This is a genomic window from Pseudomonas sp. FW215-R2 (genome assembly GCF_058789255.1).
Genome location: NZ_JBYTBO010000023.1, coordinates 18,194 through 39,618, shown reverse-complemented (window position 1 = coordinate 39,618; position 21,425 = coordinate 18,194). Strand labels below are relative to the sequence as shown.

General features: G+C 60.4%; 17 protein-coding genes. 6 read left to right on the top strand and 11 right to left on the bottom strand.

Annotated features, from left to right (window positions below; translation table 11 throughout):
* Window positions 1-99: 99 nt before the first annotated feature.
* On the top strand, window positions 100-2,028 hold the full coding sequence (locus AC3WRD_RS25250) for a transglycosylase SLT domain-containing protein (RefSeq protein ID WP_102621849.1): 1,929 nt from the start codon (window positions 100-102) through the stop codon (window positions 2,026-2,028).
* 93 nt (window positions 2,029-2,121) lie between these two features.
* Here the strand turns inward: AC3WRD_RS25250 and AC3WRD_RS25245 are convergent, their stop codons facing one another.
* The gene (locus AC3WRD_RS25245; protein WP_173861384.1) at window positions 2,122-3,915 is read right to left on the bottom strand and encodes an ABC transporter transmembrane domain-containing protein; all 1,794 of its coding nucleotides are present in this window, start codon (window positions 3,913-3,915) and stop codon (window positions 2,122-2,124) included.
* Window positions 3,916-4,173: 258 nt separating this feature from the next.
* Between AC3WRD_RS25245 and AC3WRD_RS25240 the strand changes: the two genes are divergently transcribed.
* Window positions 4,174-4,353, top strand: coding sequence for a PA1571 family protein (locus AC3WRD_RS25240; RefSeq protein ID WP_065260694.1), 180 nt, complete (start codon window positions 4,174-4,176; stop codon window positions 4,351-4,353).
* Window positions 4,354-4,410: 57 nt separating this feature from the next.
* Here AC3WRD_RS25240 and pdxB read toward each other — a convergent pair whose 3' ends face one another.
* Window positions 4,411-5,553, bottom strand: coding sequence for a 4-phosphoerythronate dehydrogenase PdxB (pdxB, locus tag AC3WRD_RS25235; protein ID WP_102621850.1), 1,143 nt, complete (start codon window positions 5,551-5,553; stop codon window positions 4,411-4,413).
* Between the two features lie 178 nt (window positions 5,554-5,731).
* Between pdxB and AC3WRD_RS25230 the strand changes: the two genes are divergently transcribed.
* On the top strand, window positions 5,732-7,141 hold the full coding sequence (locus AC3WRD_RS25230) for an MATE family efflux transporter (protein ID WP_096822097.1): 1,410 nt from the start codon (window positions 5,732-5,734) through the stop codon (window positions 7,139-7,141).
* 50 nt (window positions 7,142-7,191) lie between these two features.
* Here AC3WRD_RS25230 and tusA read toward each other — a convergent pair whose 3' ends face one another.
* Together tusA and rlmM are read right to left on the bottom strand one after the other, a co-directional pair.
* Window positions 7,192-7,443, bottom strand: a complete 252-nt coding sequence (gene tusA / locus AC3WRD_RS25225) for a sulfurtransferase TusA (RefSeq protein WP_011335204.1) — start codon at window positions 7,441-7,443, stop codon at window positions 7,192-7,194.
* Between the two features lie 65 nt (window positions 7,444-7,508).
* Window positions 7,509-8,582, bottom strand: coding sequence for a 23S rRNA (cytidine(2498)-2'-O)-methyltransferase RlmM (gene rlmM, locus AC3WRD_RS25220; protein ID WP_096822098.1), 1,074 nt, complete (start codon window positions 8,580-8,582; stop codon window positions 7,509-7,511).
* Between the two features lie 364 nt (window positions 8,583-8,946).
* On the opposite strand from rlmM, the gene acnA reads away from it, so the two are divergent.
* A complete protein-coding gene (gene acnA, locus AC3WRD_RS25215; RefSeq protein WP_102621852.1) occupies window positions 8,947-11,688 on the top strand; it encodes an aconitate hydratase AcnA in 2,742 nt (913 codons plus the stop codon).
* A 289-nt stretch (window positions 11,689-11,977) separates the two neighbouring features.
* On the opposite strand, the gene AC3WRD_RS25210 is transcribed toward acnA, so the two are convergent.
* Entirely contained in the window at window positions 11,978-12,793 is an 816-nt protein-coding gene (locus AC3WRD_RS25210; protein ID WP_102621870.1) for an aminoglycoside phosphotransferase family protein, read from the bottom strand.
* Window positions 12,786-13,274, bottom strand: coding sequence for an SRPBCC family protein (locus AC3WRD_RS25205; RefSeq protein WP_085713126.1), 489 nt, complete (start codon window positions 13,272-13,274; stop codon window positions 12,786-12,788). Before AC3WRD_RS25205 ends, AC3WRD_RS25210 begins: the two co-directional genes overlap by 8 nt.
* A 134-nt stretch (window positions 13,275-13,408) precedes the next feature.
* Here AC3WRD_RS25205 and AC3WRD_RS25200 point away from each other — a divergent pair, with 134 nt between their 5' ends.
* Window positions 13,409-13,813 carry a lysozyme inhibitor LprI family protein gene (locus AC3WRD_RS25200; RefSeq protein WP_096822101.1) on the top strand — a complete coding sequence of 135 codons (405 nt, stop codon included), beginning with the start codon at window positions 13,409-13,411 and terminating at the stop codon, window positions 13,811-13,813.
* Window positions 13,814-13,862: 49 nt separating this feature from the next.
* On the opposite strand, the gene peaD is transcribed toward AC3WRD_RS25200, so the two are convergent.
* The 4 genes from peaD to peaA form a co-directional block, all read right to left on the bottom strand.
* Window positions 13,863-14,984: a quinohemoprotein amine dehydrogenase subunit beta gene (gene peaD / locus AC3WRD_RS25195; RefSeq protein WP_102621853.1), complete on the bottom strand. Its 1,122-nt coding sequence runs from the start codon at window positions 14,982-14,984 to the stop codon at window positions 13,863-13,865.
* Window positions 14,985-15,007: 23 nt separating this feature from the next.
* Window positions 15,008-15,331: a quinohemoprotein amine dehydrogenase subunit gamma gene (qhpC, locus tag AC3WRD_RS25190; RefSeq protein ID WP_008016081.1), complete on the bottom strand. Its 324-nt coding sequence runs from the start codon at window positions 15,329-15,331 to the stop codon at window positions 15,008-15,010.
* Window position 15,332: 1 nt separating this feature from the next.
* Window positions 15,333-16,763, bottom strand: a complete 1,431-nt coding sequence (gene peaB, locus AC3WRD_RS25185; RefSeq protein ID WP_102621854.1) for a quinohemoprotein amine dehydrogenase maturation protein — start codon at window positions 16,761-16,763, stop codon at window positions 15,333-15,335.
* Between the two features lie 80 nt (window positions 16,764-16,843).
* On the bottom strand, window positions 16,844-18,424 hold the full coding sequence (gene peaA, locus AC3WRD_RS25180; RefSeq protein WP_102621855.1) for a quinohemoprotein amine dehydrogenase subunit alpha: 1,581 nt from the start codon (window positions 18,422-18,424) through the stop codon (window positions 16,844-16,846).
* A 371-nt stretch (window positions 18,425-18,795) separates the two neighbouring features.
* Between peaA and AC3WRD_RS25175 the strand changes: the two genes are divergently transcribed.
* On the top strand, window positions 18,796-20,736 hold the full coding sequence (locus tag AC3WRD_RS25175) for an amidohydrolase (protein WP_102621856.1): 1,941 nt from the start codon (window positions 18,796-18,798) through the stop codon (window positions 20,734-20,736).
* Window positions 20,737-20,785: 49 nt separating this feature from the next.
* Here AC3WRD_RS25175 and AC3WRD_RS25170 read toward each other — a convergent pair whose 3' ends face one another.
* On the bottom strand, window positions 20,786-21,214 hold the full coding sequence (locus AC3WRD_RS25170) for a hypothetical protein (protein WP_085713120.1): 429 nt from the start codon (window positions 21,212-21,214) through the stop codon (window positions 20,786-20,788).
* Window positions 21,215-21,425 lie beyond the last annotated feature (211 nt).

Sequence of the window (21,425 nt, the reverse complement as noted above, 5' to 3'; positions counted from 1 at the left end):
CCGCAAAGCTTTCGCCGGCTGCTGGCAAAAGGCTAAGCTACAGACAATTCAGTGCCGCCACTGTCGGCACTTGTCATGATTTCTCTGCCCGGATGTCTCATGCGCAGTCGCCTTTTCAGTGTTTTGTCCTGTTTGCTACTCACCGCCGCTGCTGCCCAATCCGCTCAGGCGGTGGACCTGTCCACCCAGCGCCAGTATTACGATGAGGCCAAACGCGCCTTGGCCAAGGGCGACACCGGCCCGTATTTTCGCTACAGCCAGGCCCTCGCCGATTATCCGCTGGAGCCATACCTGGCCTACGACGAGCTGACCGCCCGGCTGAAGACCGCCAGCAATGCGGAAATCGAAAAATTCCTCGCCGAACACGGTGACCTGCCCCAGGCCAACTGGATGAAGCTGCGCTGGTTGCGCTGGCTGGCCGACCGTGGCGAATGGGCGACCTTCGTCAAGTATTACGACCCGAAACTCAACTTCACCGAACTGGACTGCCTGAATGCGCAGTATCAGATCAGCAGCGGCCGCAAGGCCGAGGGTTATGCCAACGCCGACAAGCTTTGGCTGACCGGCAAATCCCAACCGGCGGCGTGTGATGCGCTGTTCGGGATCTGGGCTGCCGACGGCCAGTTGACCGAGCAAAAACGCTGGGAACGCACCAAGCTCGCCGCTCAGACACGCAACTATCCGCTGGCCAACACTCTGGTTAACGGCCTGACCACCCTTGCCCCACGCGGGCGTCTACTGGTGGATGTCGCGCAGAAACCGGAACTGCTCAACCAGCCGTCGCGCTTCACGCCGGCCGACGAGCCGATGTCGGACATCGTCAGCCTCGGCCTGCGCCGCCTGGCGCGTCAGGATCCGGACAAGGCCATGGACCTGCTCGACGGCTACGCCAGCAGCATGCATTTCTCCCGCGATGAAAAAGTCGCGATCGCCCGGGAAATCGGCCTGACCCTCGCCCGTCGTTTCGACAGCCGTGCGCTGGACGTGATGACCAAATATGACCCGGAACTGCGCGACAACACGGTATCCGAATGGCGCCTGCGCCTGTTGCTGCGCCTGGCGCGCTGGGACGACGCCTATCAGTTGACCCGCCGCCTGCCGCAGGATCTGGCCACCACCAACCGCTGGCGTTACTGGCAGGCCCGCAGCCTGGAACTGGCGCAACCGCAGAACCCGGAAGCGCAGACGCTGTACAAGAGCCTCGCACGGGAACGGGACTTCTACGGTTTCCTTGCCGCCGATCGCTCGCAGCTGCCTTATTCGCTGGTCAACAAACCGCTGGTGCTCAGCCAGGCCACCATCAACAAGGTGCGCAACACGCCCGGCGTACGTCGCGCCCTGGAGTTTCATGCCCGCGGGCAGATCGTCGACGGGCGTCGCGAGTGGTACCACGTCAGCCGTCACTTCAACCGCGATGAAATGGTCGCCCAGGCCAAACTGGCTTACGACCTGAAGTGGTACTTCCCGGCCATCCGTACCATCAGCCAGGCGCAATACTGGGACGACCTGGACATCCGCTTCCCGATGGCCCACCGCGACACCTTGGTGCGTGAAGCCAAGGTGCGCGGCCTGCATTCGAGCTGGGTGTTCGCCATCACCCGTCAGGAAAGCGCCTTCATGGACGACGCCCGCTCCGGCGTCGGCGCCAGCGGTCTGATGCAACTGATGCCCGGCACCGCCAAGGAAACCGCGCGCAAGTTCAGTATCCCTCTGGCCTCGCCGCAGCAAGTGCTCGATCCGGACAAGAACATCCAGCTCGGCGCCGCCTACCTGAGCCAGGTGCACAGCCAGTTCAACGGCAACCGCGTGCTCGCCTCCGCCGCCTACAACGCCGGCCCCGGCCGCGTACGCCAGTGGCTGCGTGGCGCCGATCACCTGAGCTTCGACGTGTGGGTAGAAAGCATCCCGTTCGACGAAACCCGTCAGTACGTGCAGAACGTGCTGTCCTATTCGGTGATCTACGGCCAGAAACTCAACTCGCCGCAACCGCTGGTGGACTGGCATGAGCGGTACTTTGACGATCAGTGATCGTGCAAAGATCGACGTAAACAAAAATGCCCGCATCGAGAGATGCGGGCATTTTTTATGGCGCTCGACTGGGTCGGCTACATGGTCGGCTACTTAGTCGGTTACTGGGTCGGTCGAAGCCTGATGCCCATCACTGAACTGCAACGCCGCCAACCGCGCATACAGCGGATTGCTCGCGATCAGCTCCTGATGCGTACCAATCGCCACCAGCTTGCCCTGGTCCATCACCGCAATCCGATCAGCGTTTTTCACTGTGGCCAGGCGGTGGGCGATCACCAGGGTGGTGCGGTTTTGCATCAGGTTGGGCAGGGCTTGCTGGATCAGGTGTTCGCTCTGGGCATCGAGGGCGCTGGTGGCTTCGTCCAGCAGCAGGATCGGCGCGTCGACCAGCAGCGCCCGGGCGATGGCCAGGCGCTGGCGTTGGCCGCCTGACAGACCGAGACCACCGTCGCCCAGATGGGTCTGGTAGCCGTCGGGCATTTGTTCAATGAAATCGTGGGCGTGGGCGATTTTTGCCGCCTCCTGCACTTGTTCCAGGGTGGCGGTCGGGCAACCGTAGCGAATGTTTTCTTCGACGCTGCCGAAGAACAGCGCCGGGGTCTGCGAAACCAGTGCGAAACAGCGGCGCAAATCCAAAGGATCAAGGCTCGTCAGTGGCACGCCATCAATCAGAATCCGGCCTTCGCGCGGATCGTAGAAGCGCAGCAGCAAGTCATACACCGTGGACTTGCCCGCGCCGGACGGCCCGACCAGCGCGAGGGTTTCGCCCGCGTGGACCGTCAGACTCAAGCCGTCAACGGCGAAGCTTTCGGGACGCGAAGGGTAGGAAAAGCGCACGTCCTGCAACGCCAGCTCGCCTTTGATCCGCTCCGGCAAGGTCACCAGTCCGGCTTTCGGCGGCTGGATAATGTTCTCCGAACGCAACAATTCAGCGATGCGCTCGGCAGCGCCCGCTGCCCGCTGCAATTCACCGATCACTTCACTCAACGTACCAAACGCACTGCCGACGATCAGGCTGTAGAACACGAACGCCGCCAGCTCACCGGCTGAAATTCGCCCGGCAATCACGTCCATGCCGCCGACCCACAACATCACCGCGACGGCACCGAGCACCAGCACGATCACCAGCGTGATCAGCCAGGCCCGCTGGAAAATCCGTTTGCGCGCCGTTTCGAACGCTTGCTCGACGGTGCTGGCGAAACGTTGTTCGTCCTGCACCTGATGGTTGTAGGCCTGCACCGTTTTGATCTGGCCGAGGGTTTCCGAGACATAGCTGCCAATGTCGGCGATCCGGTCCTGACTCAGTCGAGAGAGGTTACGCACGCGGCGCCCGAAAATCAGGATCGGCGCAATCACCAATGGCAGCGCGATCACCACAATGCTGGTGAGTTTGGGATTGGTGATGAACAGCAGTACCACACCGCCAATGACCATCAGCAAATTACGCAGGAACAGCGACAGCGACGAGCCGATCACCGATTGCAGCAATGTCGTGTCAGCGGTCAGGCGTGACTGGATTTCCGAACTGCGGTTGTCCTCGTAAAACCCGGGCTGCAGGTAAACCAGATGGTTGAACACCTGCCGACGAATGTCAGCCACCACCCGCTCGCCGATCCATGACACCAGATAGAACCGGGCAAAGGTGCCGACTGCGAGCCCCAACACCAACAGCATGAACAGACCAATGGACTGGTTGAGCAGGTGCGGCGACTGAGTCATGAAGCCTTGGTCGACCAGCAGTTTGATGCCCTGCCCCATCGACAACGTAATGCCGGCCGTGACGATCAGCGCGAGCAGTGCGCCGAAGGCCTGCCAGCGATAAGGCTGAAGAAAATGACTGGTCAGGCGCAGGGCCCGGCGGTGGCGCGAGGAAAGCATCGGGATCATTCAGGTTCACGTCGTGTGCTGATTAATGGGGCCAGCCTGGACACTCAATGGGGTGGAACTCTGCAAATCACAATGAGTCAGGTTAATTATGACCGGCCAGACTACCCCCTAGATGCTATCGGTCTAATGCCCGGGTTGAGACGAACGGTCATTTCTGCTTGAGTGGAGATACCGTTCCGGAAAGATCGAAGGGAGTTGTCACAGCCTGGTCACCTGACGGTTTTATTGTGCATACACAACCTGATGAGGAGACAGGCCATGTCCTTGCAACACAGCAGCGATGACAAGATTCAAGTGATCCGCACCAAGCCCGGCCAACCTCTGGGTTGCTCGATTATCGATAAGGATGGGCGCGAAGTGCCAATCACTGAAGACATGATCCAGAACGCCTGCCGCGAACTGGAGAAGCGATTGGTCAAGCCTGCCGAACAAAAGTGATATCGCCACCGTCTTCCTGACCCGGCCCCTGGAGGCCGGGTTTTTTCTGCCTGCGTTTTATACGGCCACAGCGCCCAGCGCCGTCACGATCTGCTGCAACGCCGGGGAATGCCCTTCGATCCGCACTTTCAGCCCTTCGATCTCGCGGCGCACCGGATACTGTTTGCGCAACACATCAAACGCGGCACGTTGCTCACCGACGCTACCCAACAGGGTGCGGCGGAAATCCGCATCGTCCCGGCGCGGGTCGTACACACCACGGCACAACATCGCCAGCGCCCAGGCCGGATCGCTGTCGGCATGCAGGGAAACTTCCGACAACCACGGTGCCGGCAACAGATCGCTGAGCTGAATGCTGGCCGGCTGACCGATGAATTCGCAGTAAGCCTGATAGATCTGCGCCGTGCCGCGTTGCTTGCCATCGAGGCTGTAACCGGCGATATGCGGCGTCGCCAGTACGCAGAGTTCAGCCAACGCCACATCGACTTGCGGTTCGGCTTCCCACACGTCAAGCACCGCCTGCAGGTCTTCACGTTCCAGCAGCACTTCGCGCAACGCGGCGTTATCCACCACCGGGCCACGGGCGGCGTTGATCAGCCAGGCGCCGGGCTTGAGTTGCTGTAAACGCTGTTCGTCGAACAAGTGCCAGGTCGCGCCGTCGCCGTTGCGGGTCAGTGGCGTGTGCAGACTGATTACGTCGCACTGCTGGATGATCTGCTCCAGGCTGACATAGTCACCGCCCTCGGCTGCCTGACGCGGCGGATCGCAGACTTTCACGTTCCAACCCAGCCCTTTGAGCACCTTGATCAAGCGACCGCCCACTTCACCGGCGCCGATCACGCCATAAGTGCGCTCACTCAAATCGACGCCTTCGATTTCGGCCAGGGTCATCAGGCTGCCGAGCACGTAATCCACCACGCCCCGGGCATTGCAGCCGGGCGCACTGGACCAGGTGATGCCGGCCTCATTGAAGTATTCGAGATCCAGATGATCGGTGCCGATGGTGCAGGTGCCGACAAACCGCACCTTGCTGCCTTCGAGCAACGCACGATTGACGTTAGTTACCGAGCGCACCAGCAGCACGTCGGCCTGTTCGACCGTGGCCCGGTCAATGGAACGGCCCGGCACCCGGCGGATCTCGCCGAAACCGGCAAAAAAAGCATCGAGCAGCGGGATATTTTCGTCGGCAACAATCAGCATGGCAGGGCTCCTTGGGCGGATCGGCAGTGTAGGCGCTGACACTGCGATGAGCCAGCAGGCTGTGATTCTTGATAAGGCGGGACGATTACAAATCCGCAACAGAGGATTTTTCCTGACCATTACGTCAGCGGCGTAGAATGCCCGGCCTTGCGCATCAACCCCTGTGGACGCTTTGCCTGTGAATTCCGTAACTGAACGCCCTGACGCCGTTTCCCTCAACCGCCCTGCCCGGGTTCGCCTGGAGCTGAAGAATCTGCTCGGCCTGGCCCTGCCGATCATGATCGCGCAACTGGCGACCACCGCCATGGGCTTCGTCGATGCGGTGATGGCCGGGCGCGTCGGGCCAAAGGATCTGGCGGCCGTGGCGCTGGGCAACTCGATCTGGGTGCCGGTGTTTCTGCTGATGACCGGCACCCTGCTGGCCACCACGCCGAAAGTCGCCCAGCGCTTCGGCGCCGGCACCCACAGCGAGATCGGCCCGATCGTGCGTCAGGCCTTGTGGCTGGCACTGGTGGTCGGACTGATGGCGACCGGCATGCTGTTCAGCGCCGAACCGATCCTGCACCTGATGAAAGTCGATCCGGAGCTGATCGGCCCGTGCATGCAGTACCTGCACGGCATCGCCAGCGGTCTGCCAGCCGTTGCCTTCTACCATGTGCTGCGCTGCACCAGTGATGGCCTCGGCCGCACGCGGCCGGCGATGGTGTTGGGCCTGTGTGGGCTGGCGCTGAACATTCCGTTGAACTACGTGTTCATTTACGGTCACTTCGGCGTTCCGGCCATGGGCGGCGTCGGTTGCGGCTGGGCCACAGCGATCGTGATGTGGGTGATGGCGCTGGGCCTGGCCGGTTATGAGCGCTGGGCACCGGCCTACAAATCGAGCGAACTGTTCAGCCGTTTCGACTGGCCGCAATGGGCGGTGATCAAGCGCTTGCTGGCCATCGGTCTGCCGATCGGCGTCGCGGTTTTTGCCGAGTCGAGCATCTTCGCGGTGATCGCGCTGCTGATCGGCAGCCTCGGCGCCACCGTGGTGGCCGGGCACCAGATCGCGCTGAACGTCAGCTCGCTGGTGTTCATGATTCCGTATTCGCTGGGCATGGCGGTGACCGTGCGGGTCGGCCAGGCCCTGGGCCGTGAAGAACCCCGTGAAGCGCGTTTCGCGGCGGGTGTCGGCATGGGCACTGCCCTGGCCTACGCCTGCCTGTCGGCGAGCATGATGCTGCTGATGCGCGAACACATTGCGGCGATCTACACGTCGGATCCGATGGTAATTCACATCGCCGCGATGCTGATCGTGTACTCCGCGCTGTTCCAGTTCTCCGACGCGATTCAGGTCACCGCCGCCGGCGCCCTGCGCGGTTATCAGGACACGCGGGTAACGATGATCCTCACCCTGTTCGCCTACTGGGGCATCGGCCTGCCGGTGGGTTACGCCCTCGGCCTGACCGACTGGCTCGGCGAGCCTCGCGGCCCGAGCGGCTTGTGGGAAGGCCTGATCGTCGGCCTGAGCTGTGCGGCGCTGATGCTGTCGATCCGCCTGACGCGCAGCGCACGCAAACGCATTCGCATCAGCCGCTCGATGGGCTGATCGGCGATAAAAAAAGACCTGCACATGCAGGTCTTTTTTTTGCCTTCCGATCAACCGGACTTTTTGCGAATCCAGTACAGATAGGTCCCGGCTTCTTCGTGCTGGCCCACCAGTTCATGGTCGAGAAACACGCAGAACTTGGGGATGTCGCGACGGGTCGACGGGTCGGTGGCGATCACCTTGAGCAGGCCGCCGGGCACCAGGTCACGGATGTGCTGGTGCAGCATCATCACCGGCTCCGGGCAGTTGAGGCCGGTGGCGTCAAGGGTGCCGTCGACCGGCGTATTGATCATTTCACTCATGATTCACTCCTGAAACTGGCCGGCATTGTCGCCCAATGCCGGGTGTTCGGTCACCTGTCGCGCGCTCAGCGGGCTTTGGCTTTCTTCACGTCATGGCGGCGCAAATGGCAGGTCACTTCCTCGCGGTCGTGGTACAGCTGCTTGCAGCCGATATCGACCTTGATCCCGCGGGCCTTGAAACCATCGGCGATGCGTTCGAGCAGACGCTTCACTTCGGCGTAACGCTGCTTCATCGGCAACTTGAGGTTGACCACCGCTTCCCGGCAATGACCCTCGCCGATCCACTCTTCGAGCATCGCGGCGTTGCGCGCCGGCTTCTCGACGATGTCGCAGACCATCCAGTCCACCGGTTGCTTGGGTTTGAAGGTGAAACCGTCGGCCATCAAGTGCTGCACCAGGCCGGTGTCCATCAGGCTTTCGGCCATCGGGCCGTTGTCGATGGCCGTCACCAGCATGCCGCGATTGACCAGTTGCCAAGTCCAGCCGCCCGGCGCAGCGCCGAGGTCGACACCGGTCATGTCGCTGTGCAGGCGATCTTCCCACTGATCGCGGGGAATGAAGTGATGCCAGGCCTCTTCCAGCTTCAGGGTCGAACGGCTCGGCGCCTCGCGCGGAAACTTCAGACGCGGAATGCCCATCGGCCACATCGCCGAGTTACCGGCATCCGCCAGACCGAGAAACACCTCACGACCGCTCTTGAAGGTCAGCAGCAGGCGTGGCTTGCTGGCGTCGTCCACCAGTTTTCCGGCGCCGGTCAGCGCCTTGCGCAGCGGGCCTTCGAACTTCTTGCAGAAGTTCGACAGTTCCTTGCCGTCGTTGGTGTCGACGACTTCCAGCCACAAGCTGCCGCACACCGGGAATTCGGCCATGTGCGCGAGGATCACGCTGATGCGGTCGGTTTCCGGCAGATCGATGAAAAGTCCACGCGCCCACTGGCGCGGGAAGATCAGCTCGGCGAAACGCTGGCCACGCATCAGGCGCTCGGCGCCGTCTTCTTCGGTGCAGACGAACTCGGCGCAAGCGGTCGCCGGTTTGGCCTTGGCGTAGCCGGCCACGTTCAGTTGGGCGGCGAGGTCGGAAATCTCCGAGCAGACTTCGCCTTCGAAGCCTGGCCGGCAATGCATGAATAGGGTGTTCATTCTTACTCCTGGGCAGAGGGCGATCATTCATCCCCTGCGCGATGCCCAGACCTGCGTTGAAGCAAAGCCTGTCACGAAAACCGGCGCATGATAGCCCATGTCGGAACCTTGGACTTGCCCATAGAGTCCAGTTATTAGCCAGCTACTGAAAACAGGGCTACGTTGATAGCTCTGCCCGTCCCCTCAGTCCGTAGCCGTGCGGACTCAAACAGGCTGTTTGAAAACGTAGCGAGCGAAGGCAAGACAAGGCAAAAACAGGCTTGGAAGCGGAGTCTACGAGTTGTAAATGAGCATTCCGAGCCTGTTTTTAACGCAGGATTGCCGAGCGCAGTAGTTTTCAAACAGCCTGAAAGGAGTGATCGTAATGCCGTCCCTTGATAGCCTGAACACCCTTAAAACCTTGAAAGTCGATGACAAGACTTACCACTACTTCAGCCTGCCGGATGCTGCCAAAAGCCTGGGCAATATCGACAAGCTGCCCATGTCGCTGAAGGTGCTGCTGGAAAACCTGCTGCGCTGGGAAGATGAAAAAACCGTCACCGGCGCCGACCTCAAGGCGATTGCCGCGTGGCTCAAGGAGCGCCGCTCCGACCGGGAAATCCAGTACCGCCCTGCCCGGGTGCTGATGCAGGACTTCACCGGCGTACCGGCCGTGGTCGATCTGGCCGCGATGCGCGCCGCCATGGCCAAGGCCGGCGGCGATCCGCAGCGGATCAATCCGCTGTCGCCGGTGGATCTGGTGATCGACCACTCGGTGATGGTCGATAAATTCGGCAGCGCCAGCGCTTTCGAACAGAACGTCGACATCGAAATGCAGCGCAACGGCGAACGCTACGCCTTCCTGCGCTGGGGCCAGAGCGCCTTCGACAACTTCAGCGTGGTGCCGCCGGGCACCGGGATCTGCCACCAGGTCAACCTCGAATACCTCGGACGCACGGTGTGGACCAAGGACGAAGACGGCCGCACCTATGCCTTCCCCGACACATTGGTCGGCACCGACTCCCACACCACCATGATCAACGGTCTCGGCGTACTCGGCTGGGGCGTCGGCGGAATCGAGGCGGAAGCCGCGATGCTCGGGCAACCGGTGTCGATGCTGATTCCGGAAGTGATCGGCTTCAAACTCACCGGCAAGCTCAAGGAAGGCATCACCGCCACTGACCTGGTGCTGACCGTGACCCAGATGTTGCGCAAGAAAGGCGTGGTCGGCAAATTCGTCGAGTTCTATGGCGACGGCCTCGCCGACTTGCCGCTGGCCGACCGCGCGACCATCGCCAACATGGCCCCGGAATATGGCGCGACCTGCGGTTTCTTCCCGGTCGATGACGTAACCCTCGAATACCTGCGCCTCTCCGGCCGCCCGACTGAAGTGGTGAAACTGGTCGAGGCCTACACCAAGGCTCAGGGCCTGTGGCGTCTGCCCGGTCAGGAACCGGTGTTCACCGACAGCCTGGCGCTGGACATGGGCAGCGTCGAAGCCAGCCTCGCCGGGCCGAAACGCCCACAGGACCGGGTTTCTCTGCCGAATGTCGGCCAGGCCTTCAGTGACTTCCTCGACCTGCAATTCAAACCCACCAGCAAGGAAGAAGGACGTCTGGAAAGCGAGGGCGGCGGCGGTGTCGCGGTGGGCAATGCCGATCTGGTCGGTGAAACGGATTACGAGTACGACGGCCACACCTACCGCCTGAAAAACGGTGCCGTAGTGATTGCCGCGATCACGTCCTGCACCAACACCTCCAACCCCAGCGTGATGATGGCCGCCGGCCTGCTGGCGAAAAAAGCCGTGGAGAAAGGCCTGACCCGCAAGCCTTGGGTGAAAAGCTCACTGGCACCGGGCTCCAAGGTGGTCACCGATTACTACAAAGCCGCCGGGCTGACGCAGTACCTCGATCAGCTCGGGTTTTCACTGGTTGGGTATGGCTGCACCACCTGCATCGGCAACTCCGGGCCGCTGCCGGAACCGATCGAAAAAGCCATCCAGAAAGCCGACCTGACCGTCGCTTCGGTGCTGTCCGGCAACCGCAACTTCGAAGGCCGGGTGCATCCGCTGGTGAAAACCAACTGGTTGGCCTCACCGCCGCTGGTCGTCGCCTACGCCTTGGCCGGCAGTGTGCGCACCGACATCAGCAGCGAACCGCTGGGCAATGACCAGCAGGGAAACCCGGTTTACCTGCGCGACATCTGGCCGAGCAGCAAGGAAATCGCCGACGCGGTGAATCAGGTCAACACGGCGATGTTCCACAAGGAGTACGCCGAGGTGTTTGCCGGCGACGAACAGTGGCAAGCCATCGAAGTGCCGCAAGCCGCGACCTACGTCTGGCAGGCAGATTCGACTTACATCCAGCATCCGCCGTTCTTCGATGACATCGCCGGGCCATTGCCGGTGATCGCCGATGTGAAAGGCGCGCGAGTGCTGGCGTTGCTGGGCGATTCGGTGACCACTGACCACATCTCTCCCGCCGGCAACATCAAGGCGGACAGCCCGGCCGGGCGTTACCTGCGCGAGCAAGGCGTCGAACCACGGGACTTCAACTCCTACGGATCGCGCCGGGGCAACCACGAAGTGATGATGCGCGGCACTTTCGCCAACATCCGCATCCGCAACGAAATGCTCGGCGGCGAAGAAGGTGGCAACACGATCTACATTCCGACCGGCGAGAAACTGGCGATCTACGACGCGGCCATGCGTTATCAGGCCTCGGGCACGCCGCTGGTGGTGATTGCCGGGCAAGAATACGGCACCGGCTCCAGCCGCGACTGGGCCGCCAAGGGCACCAACCTGCTGGGAGTTAAAGCGGTGATCGCCGAAAGCTTCGAGCGAATCCACCGTTCCAACCTGGTGGGTATGGGCGTGCTGCCGTTGCAGTTCAAGCTGGATCAGAACCGCAAGAGCCTGAACCTCACCGGCAAGGAAACCCTGGAGATTCAGGGTCTGACCGGAGTCGAGCTGACGCCAAGGATGAACCTGACCCTGGTGATCACCCGAGAAGACGGGCGTCAGGAGAAAATCGAAGTGCTGTGCCGCATCGACACCCTTAACGAGGTGGAGTACTTCAAGTCCGGCGGGATCCTGCATTACGTGTTGCGGCAGTTGATCGCCTCGTAAAACCTGCAGATGCAGAAACACCGCCAATCGGCGGTGTTTCTGTTTGGGCACGGTACTTTTCCATAGGCGAAAAAAAACCCGCCGAAGCGGGTTTTTCCCAAGACCATTATCGACTCCCTGTCGGCAGCGATCCTTGCTAATGGTCGATCATCCGTGATCCTGAAACACTCCCTGTGCTTCAGTTGATGAGGCTAGATTACGCTCTGGATCCAATCGGCAATAGTCGACAAAGCTACCACCGCGTGTAAGACATTCGCCATAGCACCCCTTCCGAAAACCCTTAGACGTGTCAGGCATCGAGCGCGCAAGCCGCCAGATACGCGACTTCCAGCTGTCCGGCGGCGGCGTTTTGTTCGTCATCCTCCATGAACCACGCGGCAGACAGTCCGGCAAACGCCAGCACCCATTGCAAGAGACGCCGGCGGTCCAGCCCTGCCGTTTCGCAGATCACATCGACTTGCCGTTGAAAGCGTTCAGGATCAGCGGCCGTCGGCAATTCCGGGTTGCAGATCAGGTTGGCGTAGTCGTAGCCACGCTCGCCCCGCACCCGTTTCGGATCGATGGCGAGCCAGCCGCGCGAGCCAAAATCGAGGACGTTGTCGTGGTGCATGTCACCGTGCAGCACAACAATGTCCCGGGGTTCGGCGAGCAAGGTTTCAGCCATTTGCAGGCAAACAGAATATTGGCCGCCGTATCGGGTGGCGGCCACTCGCAGCGAGGCAAACCACGGTGCCAGCTCTACTAACGCAGGCGGCTCCGAGGATCGCGGCGCATGCAACCGCGCCAAGGCCCGACACATGATCCGGGTGGCCTCGTCATCTTCGCCATTGAGCGCCATATTCATCAACGAACGTTGGCCCGTGGCCCGCTCCAGAAGCAGTCCTTCCTCATGATGAGCGAGCACCCGAGCGGCGCCGTCGCCGTCCCACCAGGTCATCAGCAGGTTGCCGTACTTTTCCTCATCGTCCACCGCGACTTTCAGCATCGCCGGTACGTCGCCCTGACGCACCGGCAACAGCTTGCTGCCCGGCGTGATGATCGGAACACCGTCGGGCACCAGTGCCCAACGCTTCAACCACGGATCAAACCACTCGCTGTCAGCCACCTTCACGCTCGCGTGCCCTGTCGGTCTCGGCCAGAAAGTGTTCGAGTCGGCTCAATTGCTCTTCCCAGCCACGGCTGTCCATGTAGTACGCCTCTTTTTGGCGGACGTCGGGAATATGCGCAAAACCTGACTCGGAGACCTTCAGCAGCGTGCCGTTCTCGTAGTCCTGCAGCTCGAATTTGACCAGTGTGGTGGGTTCCTGGGAGTAATCGATTTTCGGGTTCACCGCGTACGGATGCCAACGGAAGGAAAACAACTGCTGGGGCTCGACCCGCTCCACCAGCACGTTCCAGAGCACATGTTCATAACCGGGGTACGTGACCTGCCCCTGCGTCCACTCGCCCGCGATAAACCGCCGCCCTTCCAGAGCCACGCCAAACCACTGGCCAAACGCCTCGGCATCGACCAGCGCACGCCAGACATGGGAGCGTGGCGACCTGAGCATGATTTTACGTTCAAAGCTGTTGGGTACTGGTTTCATACGTCACCTCCTGTTTTGAACAGTAGGCTTGTATGACCACATGTCCAATGCGAAGTTGTATCAAACGACTGATCAAAATCATCCTTCGCCTGTCTACACTGCACATTTCTTCACCGCAAACAGCGAGAAACCCCATGTCCCCACGCCTGCTTCTGGCCCTGACACCCTTTCTTTTCACTTCCGTCGCCCACGCGGCCGTGGACTGCGCCAATGCCAGCGATCAGGCGACGATGAATCAGTGCGCCGGGCAAGAGAGCAAAGCGGCGGATAAAGAGTTGAACACGGTGTATCAGCAGATCACCGCACGGCTGAAAGAAGAACCTGCCAGCAAGAAACTGCTGGTCAGTGCTCAGCGGGCGTGGATTGGGTTTCGCGATGCCGAATGCGAATTTTCGGCGTCAGGCGTAAAGGGCGGAAGTATGTACCCGATGATCTACAGCGTATGCATCACGCGTGTGACCAAGGGTCGAACCGAGGCTCTCAAGCAGTATTTGAAGTGTGAGGAAGGGGATGTGGGCTGCCCGGTGCCAGGGGCCTGATATTCAGAACCTGAGCTGCTCGCAGCTGCGGCAGCTCAGGCAATACTGATTACCGAACAAAAATCTGCGCCGTGGTAATCGCCATATCCCCACCCGGTAATTTGATGCTGCCGGTCTGTTTCATGGTCTCGGCATCAAAGATCGCCACGTCGTTGAACGTCCCGGCGAGATAGATCTTGCTGCCGTCCTTGTTGAACGAAATGCAGTAGTAGGAATGGTCCAGCGTGGCCGCCTGAATCAGCTTCTTCTGCTTGATGTCGTACTTCGCCAGACGATTGAGCACGCCGAACATCAGGTTCGGATCCTTCGGTGAGCGCATGCCGCTGAAGTAGATTTCGGTCAGCGGGCCGAAGTCGGTGGTTTCGGTCTTGCCGGTCTTCAGGTCGATGCTGAACAGTCCGTACAGATACTCGGCAGTGGCCGGATCCTGCTTCTTGTCCTTGAATTTGGCGGCGGTGTACAGCAGCGAGAAATCGTGGCGGTAAGTCTGCTGATTCCACACGTAGAGCACGTCCGGCGCGCTGTAATTCGGGCGTTTCCAGTGGCGGCTGGGGATCAGCACGTCGAACTTTCCGCTCTTCACATCGACCTTGTACACATCAGCGCCAGCTACATACAACGTGCCGTCATCGCCGCTCTGCATGATCGTCAACTGCCGTGGCGCCGGGAAGCTGCGCACCGGTTTGGCGTTCATTCCGGCATCGGTGGCGTAAACGTCCAGACGCGGCTGCTTGACCTCGTAGTGGTCGTTGAGCATCAACGTCGGGTTGGCGATGGTGTACAGCTCCTTGCCGTCATGGCTGACGGTGAAGGCGAACATCGACCGCGCTTTCTCCCCCGGCTGCTGGGTGATGCTGGCGTGGAACACCTGCTTGCAGCTGTCCAGTTCGACACCGTAAACATCGGCGTAATGGTTGTTCAGCACATACGCGGTCTTGCGATCCGGCGACAGCTGCACGGTCCCGGGGCCAAAGGCGTCGGGCATCTTGCAGGTCTTGTACAAGGTGTCGGTCGCCAGGTCGATGACATGCAGGTTGTTCGGGTAATTGGTGGTCAACATGTACTCGTGACCGTCCTGCAGCGCGGTGTTTTCATCGGCCAGAACCGGGAGCGAACAGGCGCTCAGGACCGCGAGTGCGGCAAGGCCGCAGGCTTTGTTGAGGCTAGGCATGCTGGAATCCTTCTTCTTAGGGATCACTTGTCTTTCGGGAAGACAGTGCCGAGGTTGCGCCAGTTGTCGTTGGACGCCTGGGCATCCTTGTTCCAGTCCGGGTAGGTGCTCATCATGTCCGGCACTTGGGCCGGCCACCAGCATGGGTCGGAGCAGCCATACAGGTCGGCTTCCATCGGCTGGCACAGCGACGACACCCCGCCGAACGCATCGATTTCCCAACCCGGGTCGGTGGTCGAGGCACAGCCGGCGACGGAGCTCATCGCCACCACTTCTTCGATGCGGTTTTCATCCGCGGCCTGATCCAGCTTCAACGCTTTGTTATTGATTGCCTTGAGATGTTTCATATCAGTGAGCCTTGCGCGGAGTGATGTAGCTGCTGATGAACGCAGGGTTGTTGGCCATGATCCGGGTATAGACCTCGATGCCGAAGTCGACCCAGTCACGCATCAGTTCGCAGTAGTGATAAGTCGGGTGGGCCGGGTCGCCGTAGCGGGCGTAGCTTTCGTGGTAGCAGCCGCCGGAGCACAGGTTGCGGATCTGGCAGTCGTGGCAACCGGTGTTGGTGCGGTCCAGACGTTGGGACAGGAAGTCGTTCAACTCGACCTGTTTCACACCGCTGTGGACATTGCCGAAGGTCGGCAGCGATGAACCGGTGAAGCGATGGCACAGGTTCAACTCACCCTTGTGATCGACCGCCAGCATCTTCAACCCGGCACCGCACGGCAGGGCCTTTTTGTGGCCCTCGTGGATGTCGGTGATCAGTTGATGCAGGTTGGAGAACCCGATGTTGCGGTGCTCCAGCGCCGCTTCCAGATAACGCCGACCCAGGCGTTTCATGCTGGCGAAGACTTCGATCAATTCGGCATTGGTCAGGTTGAAGCTGCTGATATCGCCGGACGTCACCGGGGCAAACCCGACTTCGGCAAACCCCAGCTCGTTGAACAGGTGATCCCAGATGGTTTCGACGTCCGTGACGCCAGTGGTCAGGGTCACCCGCGCACCGACCGGGCGACTGTTGTAGCGCGACAGCAGCATCTCGGCCTTGCGCCGCACCACGTCATAAGTGCCCTGCCCGCCCACCGTGATGCGATTGCGGTCGTGCACGGTTTTCGGTCCGTCGATGCTCACTGACAGCCCGAAGCGGTGAGCATTCAGGTAGTCCACGGTTTCTTCGGTGAGCAGCGTGGCGTTGGTGGTCATCACGAATTCGACGAACTTGCCGGCCTCGGCAAACCGCTTCTCGCAGTAATCGACCATGTACTCGATCAGCTTGCGATTGCTCAGCGGCTCGCCGCCGAAAAACACCACGGTGAAGCGTTCTTCGTCGGGGGATTCACGCAGTAGCATTTCCACTGACGCGATGGCGGTTTCGACGTCCATTTTCTTGCCGGCGGACGGCTTGTCGAGGTCTTCCTTGTAGCAGTAGGTGCAGCTCAGGTTGCAGCCGGTGTTGACGTTGAGCACCACCGTGTTGATCGCGGTGCGCTCGACGCGTTTGACCGCGATGTCCGGGGTCAGCGGCGAGCCGTCGCTGACCAGTTCCAGAGAGATCAGCTCGCGCAGGGTCTCGTTGATTTCCTCGCCGTTGAACCGCGCGCCGAGGCGCTGGATCAAGTCTTCCGAGGAACAGCCGGGCCCGCGCAACGCATCGATGATGGTGCCCGTCAGTTCATCGCTGGCGAACAGCGAACTGCTGGGGATGTGGAATAGCATGCGGTCGGCGTCGACGTGCACTTCGTGCAGATTACGTTCGACCAGATTCAAGATAGCGCCCATTGCAAACCTCCTGTGCAAGCCCCGCTTGGGGGACTTGCGGTCATTCCGAAAAGTGTCTGAATCGCTGCGATCAGTTCAACTCAAGGAATGGGTGGATTGTTCCAGCGTTGCACGGTGACGATCAGATGGCCTTCGCCGGTCAGGGATTTCCCTGCGTCGTCGACGGCGGCGATCACCTTGAGGTTGCCGGCATTGTTGGTGGACATCTTGCGTGCCGGATTCGGCCCGGCATCGCCCGGGGTGAACACGCCCGCGTCGGCCTGCATGGTGCCGGCGAACTTGACGTCTTCATCCTCTTTGGCGCGCTCGTCGAGGGCTTCGACTTTCCATTGCGCCGGGAACACGCCGATGCGATACGGCTTGCCGTCGGCGCCCTTGCCCCAGGCCTCGGCATCGAAGCGACCCTGGACTTTCGGCGTCGAACCGCCGCCCTCGCCGATCCGTGCCACCGAGAATTCCGGCACCACTTTGACCGAGGCAATCGTGCTGTACACCGACAGGCTCGGGCCTTTCAGGTTGCCGACGCTGACCGCGCGCAGGCCCGGCTGGGCATTGGCTGCGGCTTTGACTTTGACTTTGATCCGGTCGGCGTTCTGCTCGACCACTTCAATCACTTCCACGCCTTTGCCGAAGTCCGGTTTGCCGCTCAGACCGCTACCGACCAGCGTCACTTCGGTTTCGCTGCCGGCCTTCACATAACCCGGCTGCACCGCCAGCAAGCGCTGGGAACCCTGTTTGGCGGCAACGAAGTCGAGGCCGCGCTCATCGTGCTCGGCCTCGAACATCCGGCCTTGCATGGCGTTGCCCTGTGCGGCGAACACCTGACGCATGGTCACGCCATCGACGGTCACGTTGCCGCGCCATTCGTAGCCGCTGTAGAGGATCGCGTTGCCGTCACCGTTGAACGGGCTGCCATCGGCGTACTGACCTTTGACGGCAACCTTGAAGGTGTCGCTGCCATCGGCCGTAACGCTCATGATGCCGGCCAGTTCACCCTTGCCCGGCAAGTGGCCGCTGAAGCTCCAGTCGCCGACCAGTGCCTCGGCCTTCGGTCTGGTTTTGATCCAGGCCTGCCACGCCGGGTTGTCCAGCGGATAACGCTTGGCCAGCAGCGGGACCATTTCCTTGCGGGCGATATCGAACCAGTCGCGATCGCGGGCCAGCGCCTGATACTCCAGCGACGGCCACTGGCCGAGGTGGAAATTCACCAGGCGTTCCCATTCCTGGGCCGGACGCCGTTGCAGGGCGATCCGCGCACCGGAGTGGCAACGGCCACACATCTGCGCGGTTTTCTCGTCGAACTGCTCGACGGTGTTCAGCCGTCGTTCCAGCGCGTAACGCACGCCATCGGTTTCGCTCGGCGCCAGGCCCTGGGTGTCGGCCAGGTATTTGACCAGCGTACGACGGTCTTCATCGCTGATCTGCAAACCGTGCATGGTCTGCATGCGGGCAATGCTCATCAGCCAGCCTTCCGGGGTCTTGCGCTGGTGGCTGATGCGGCTCAACTGGTCGCCGGCTTCAGGGGTGTGACAGCCCTGGCAGGTTTCCTTGAGGATGGTCTGGGCATCGCGGGCTGCCAGGCTGTGGGGCGAATGCAGGGCTACGCAAGCGGCCACGGCCAGCAGACTGGCGCTCATGCCTGATCGGAGTTTTCTCTTCATCAACGTCGAACCTCGCACGGTGCTTTCTTATTGTTGTGGCTTATCGTTTTTATGGTTTCTGCCGTTCGCGGCGATGCACGAACGGAGGCAAGCGAAACGTCTGCCGTGAGCAATACACGGAGCGTGCCAGCTTGCCGATAAGCTGTTCAATCAAGCAGTTACGCGTTCATCAAGGTGTCGCGCCAATCTTTGCGTGGCCTCCCGGCGTCCAATTTCGCGACAGCTGTTGCAGTCTGAGACAAGCACAGTTGCAGCGCCCAAAGCCGGGCGGCCGACGACTGACCGTCCGATATCAAAGTGCCTGCTACGCTTGCTGTTCGCACACTCCGTGCGTCACGCCTCAAACCACCGAAAACCTGAGGAATGGAATCATGGGATCACATGGACAGGGTCAAGGCTGCACCCATTGCGGCTGCGAAAACCCGGTATGGAATACGCTCAGACACACCGTCGACCTTAAAGCCTTCGCAGGCAAGGTCGCCGGCCTGCTACCGGAACCCGGCAGCGAATCGTTGATCTTCACCGGCGGCACCATCTACCCCCTGAAAAACGGCAACATGGATGAGCAGGTCGAAGCGCTGGGCATCCATGGCGGCGATGTGGTTGCCTCGGGCACCCTCGCCCATGTGCAGGAGCGCATGAAGGCCAAGGGCATCAAATACACAACGCGTTCGCTGGGCGATAAAACGCTGCTGCCGGGTCTGATCGAACCACACATGCACATCGTGCAGTCCTGCGTCATGGATGGATGGGTGAATCTGGGGCCGATCGACGAAGATACTCAGCAGCTGAACAAGCGTTATGACTGGGACACGCTGAAAGAAAAAATCTACGAAAATCTGCCGAAGGACAATACGAGCTGGCTCTTGGGACGGATGGTCGATCCGGCGCTCATGCCGTTCAAAGTAGTGCCTGACGGCAAGAACCAGCTCACCCGTTTCTATTGCAAAAGTGACTTCGATCCGCAGGCCGACAACACTGGCAACCTCGACAGCATTCTCAAAGAAACCCCGTTGCTGATGATCAGCGCCTCGATGCACACCGTTTACCTGAACACACCTGCGTGCAAAGCCGTGTACTTCCACAACAACGCGGCCAGCCAGAAGCTGCGAGACAAATACAAGAGTTTCGACACGTTCCTTGAGGAGACCCAGGGCAACCTGCAGGAAGAGGCCGGCATCACACCAGCCCTGCTCTCGATACCGCTGGCTCAGGCGCTGGACGTGGTGAACATCTTCAAGTACATGAAAGACTACTTCGAGACCGCCTCCAAACGAGGCATCACCTTGTTGTATGACGCCATGGTCGACCCGGTATCCAAGGTGATTCTGGAAGCCTACGGCCTGACCCATCCGCGCAATGTTCGCGTCGGTTATGCGGCGGCCTGCAATGGTGTGGACTTCAGCAAAATCGAACCCTACAAACCGGTGACCAAGGAAGCGGCCCGGCTGTTTTATCAAGGCTCGGTAAAACTGATATCCGATGGCTCGAACCAGGGGCTGACGGGTTATCAGATCGACGATTACTGCTGCGAGGCCACATCACCGAAAGGCAACTTCAACTTCTGTGACCCAAGCCCGGCCCCCCAGGACCCGACAACGCTCCCGTCGGCTTATCAGACCACCCTGAACAATGCCATTGGCACTGGCTGGCCATTGATGATTCACGCAAACGGTGACCGCGCCATCGAATTCACCTTGCAGGCCTACAAAAATGCGTTGAACGGCCAGAGCGGCCTGGAAAAACGCCATCGCATCGAACACTGCTCAATGCTGACCAGTGACACTCTCGACCAAATGAAGGATCTGGGCATCTCTCCCAGCTTCCTGATCGGTCACGTCGGCTATTGGGGGTATGCGTTCGAACAGGCGATCTTCGAGAAAAAGGCCAGCAAGATGCTCGACTTGTGCCAGGACGCCCTGGACAGAGGCCTGCGCATCTCGTTGCACAGCGATTGCACCGTCACCCCGCTGGGGCCGTTGCGCTCAATGGAACAGGCCGTGACCCGCAAGATGGAAGGCATACGCAACCAGGACGGTACGTTTGTCAAAGAGGCAGCCCGACAACCGGTACTCAACGAAAGCCAGTGCCTGACCCGTCAGCAAGCGCTGAAAGCCATCACCTATGACGCTGCGTGGCAGTGCCATGCGGATGCCTTTACCGGTTCGTTGCAGGATGGGCATTTCGCCGATTTTGTGATTCTCAAAAATAACCCCCTCGACGAACAATACCCGGCCAGCGACATCCGCAAAATCGTCGTCTGCGAAACCTGGAAAGGTGGGCACAAGGTCTACGACAACCCTGACGCCTGACCGATGATCGCTCGACCCTGCGGTAAACAGGCCGCAGGGTCGGGTTCAATTACTGAGCAGCCGTCTCCGGGACAGGCTTGTCAACCCGCTGTCCCGTTTCGATATCGCGGACCTCGAAATCCCACCGACCGTATCCGGTCTTGCCATCAAGCCCATAGGTACGGCCCGCTGCAAGCTCCACGGTTCTTTCCACCGTCCCGGTATAGCTCTGCTGGGAAAGTTCTCTGCGTACCTCGATGCGATGGATGCCCGGGCCGATGAAGTATTGGGACTGCCGGCTCAACCAGAACCAGGTGCCTTCACCATCGACTCTGACGATCGTTAACGCCGGGTTGATCTGATTGATCGTGGCGATATCCGAAACAGGCTTGCCTTCTGCACTTTCATGGGTGAAGTGGATGCATCCCGACAGCGTCAATCCCGCCAGCAAAAGCGCCGCAGAACGTAAAATGTTGCCAACTCGCATCAATGCCCCCACAGGCCTCTCAATAAAGCGGCATTAAATACGCTATCCCTTGATGAAATTCCACTTTGCCATCATTGATTGAAGGCCCGATGCTGCTGTCAGTCAGCGCCTCAAACCACTGGAAATCAGTATCTTGAGTCTCAGCCGCTGTCGCGAAATGCGACAACCTGAACTCCACAAAGCCCCCTTTTCCCCCTCCATCTCCTTGCACGGCGGGCCTGCG

Bases quoted from the DNA above. Each gene is read 5' to 3' on its own strand.
- AC3WRD_RS25250 (WP_102621849.1), top strand. From the start codon at position 100: ATGCGCAGTCGCCTTTTCAGTGTTTTGTCCTGTTTGCTACTCACCGCC.
- AC3WRD_RS25245 (WP_173861384.1), bottom strand. From the start codon at position 3,915: ATGATCCCGATGCTTTCCTCGCGCCACCGCCGGGCCCTGCGCCTGACC.
- AC3WRD_RS25240 (WP_065260694.1), top strand. From the start codon at position 4,174: ATGTCCTTGCAACACAGCAGCGATGACAAGATTCAAGTGATCCGCACC.
- pdxB (WP_102621850.1), bottom strand. From the start codon at position 5,553: ATGCTGATTGTTGCCGACGAAAATATCCCGCTGCTCGATGCTTTTTTT.
- tusA (WP_011335204.1), bottom strand. From the start codon at position 7,443: ATGAGTGAAATGATCAATACGCCGGTCGACGGCACCCTTGACGCCACC.
- rlmM (WP_096822098.1), bottom strand. From the start codon at position 8,582: ATGAACACCCTATTCATGCATTGCCGGCCAGGCTTCGAAGGCGAAGTC.
- acnA (WP_102621852.1), top strand. From the start codon at position 8,947: ATGCCGTCCCTTGATAGCCTGAACACCCTTAAAACCTTGAAAGTCGAT.
- AC3WRD_RS25205 (WP_085713126.1), bottom strand. From the start codon at position 13,274: ATGAAACCAGTACCCAACAGCTTTGAACGTAAAATCATGCTCAGGTCG.
- AC3WRD_RS25200 (WP_096822101.1), top strand. From the start codon at position 13,409: ATGTCCCCACGCCTGCTTCTGGCCCTGACACCCTTTCTTTTCACTTCC.
- peaD (WP_102621853.1), bottom strand. From the start codon at position 14,984: ATGCCTAGCCTCAACAAAGCCTGCGGCCTTGCCGCACTCGCGGTCCTG.
- qhpC (WP_008016081.1), bottom strand. From the start codon at position 15,331: ATGAAACATCTCAAGGCAATCAATAACAAAGCGTTGAAGCTGGATCAG.
- peaB (WP_102621854.1), bottom strand. From the start codon at position 16,763: ATGGGCGCTATCTTGAATCTGGTCGAACGTAATCTGCACGAAGTGCAC.
- peaA (WP_102621855.1), bottom strand. From the start codon at position 18,424: ATGAAGAGAAAACTCCGATCAGGCATGAGCGCCAGTCTGCTGGCCGTG.
- AC3WRD_RS25175 (WP_102621856.1), top strand. From the start codon at position 18,796: ATGGGATCACATGGACAGGGTCAAGGCTGCACCCATTGCGGCTGCGAA.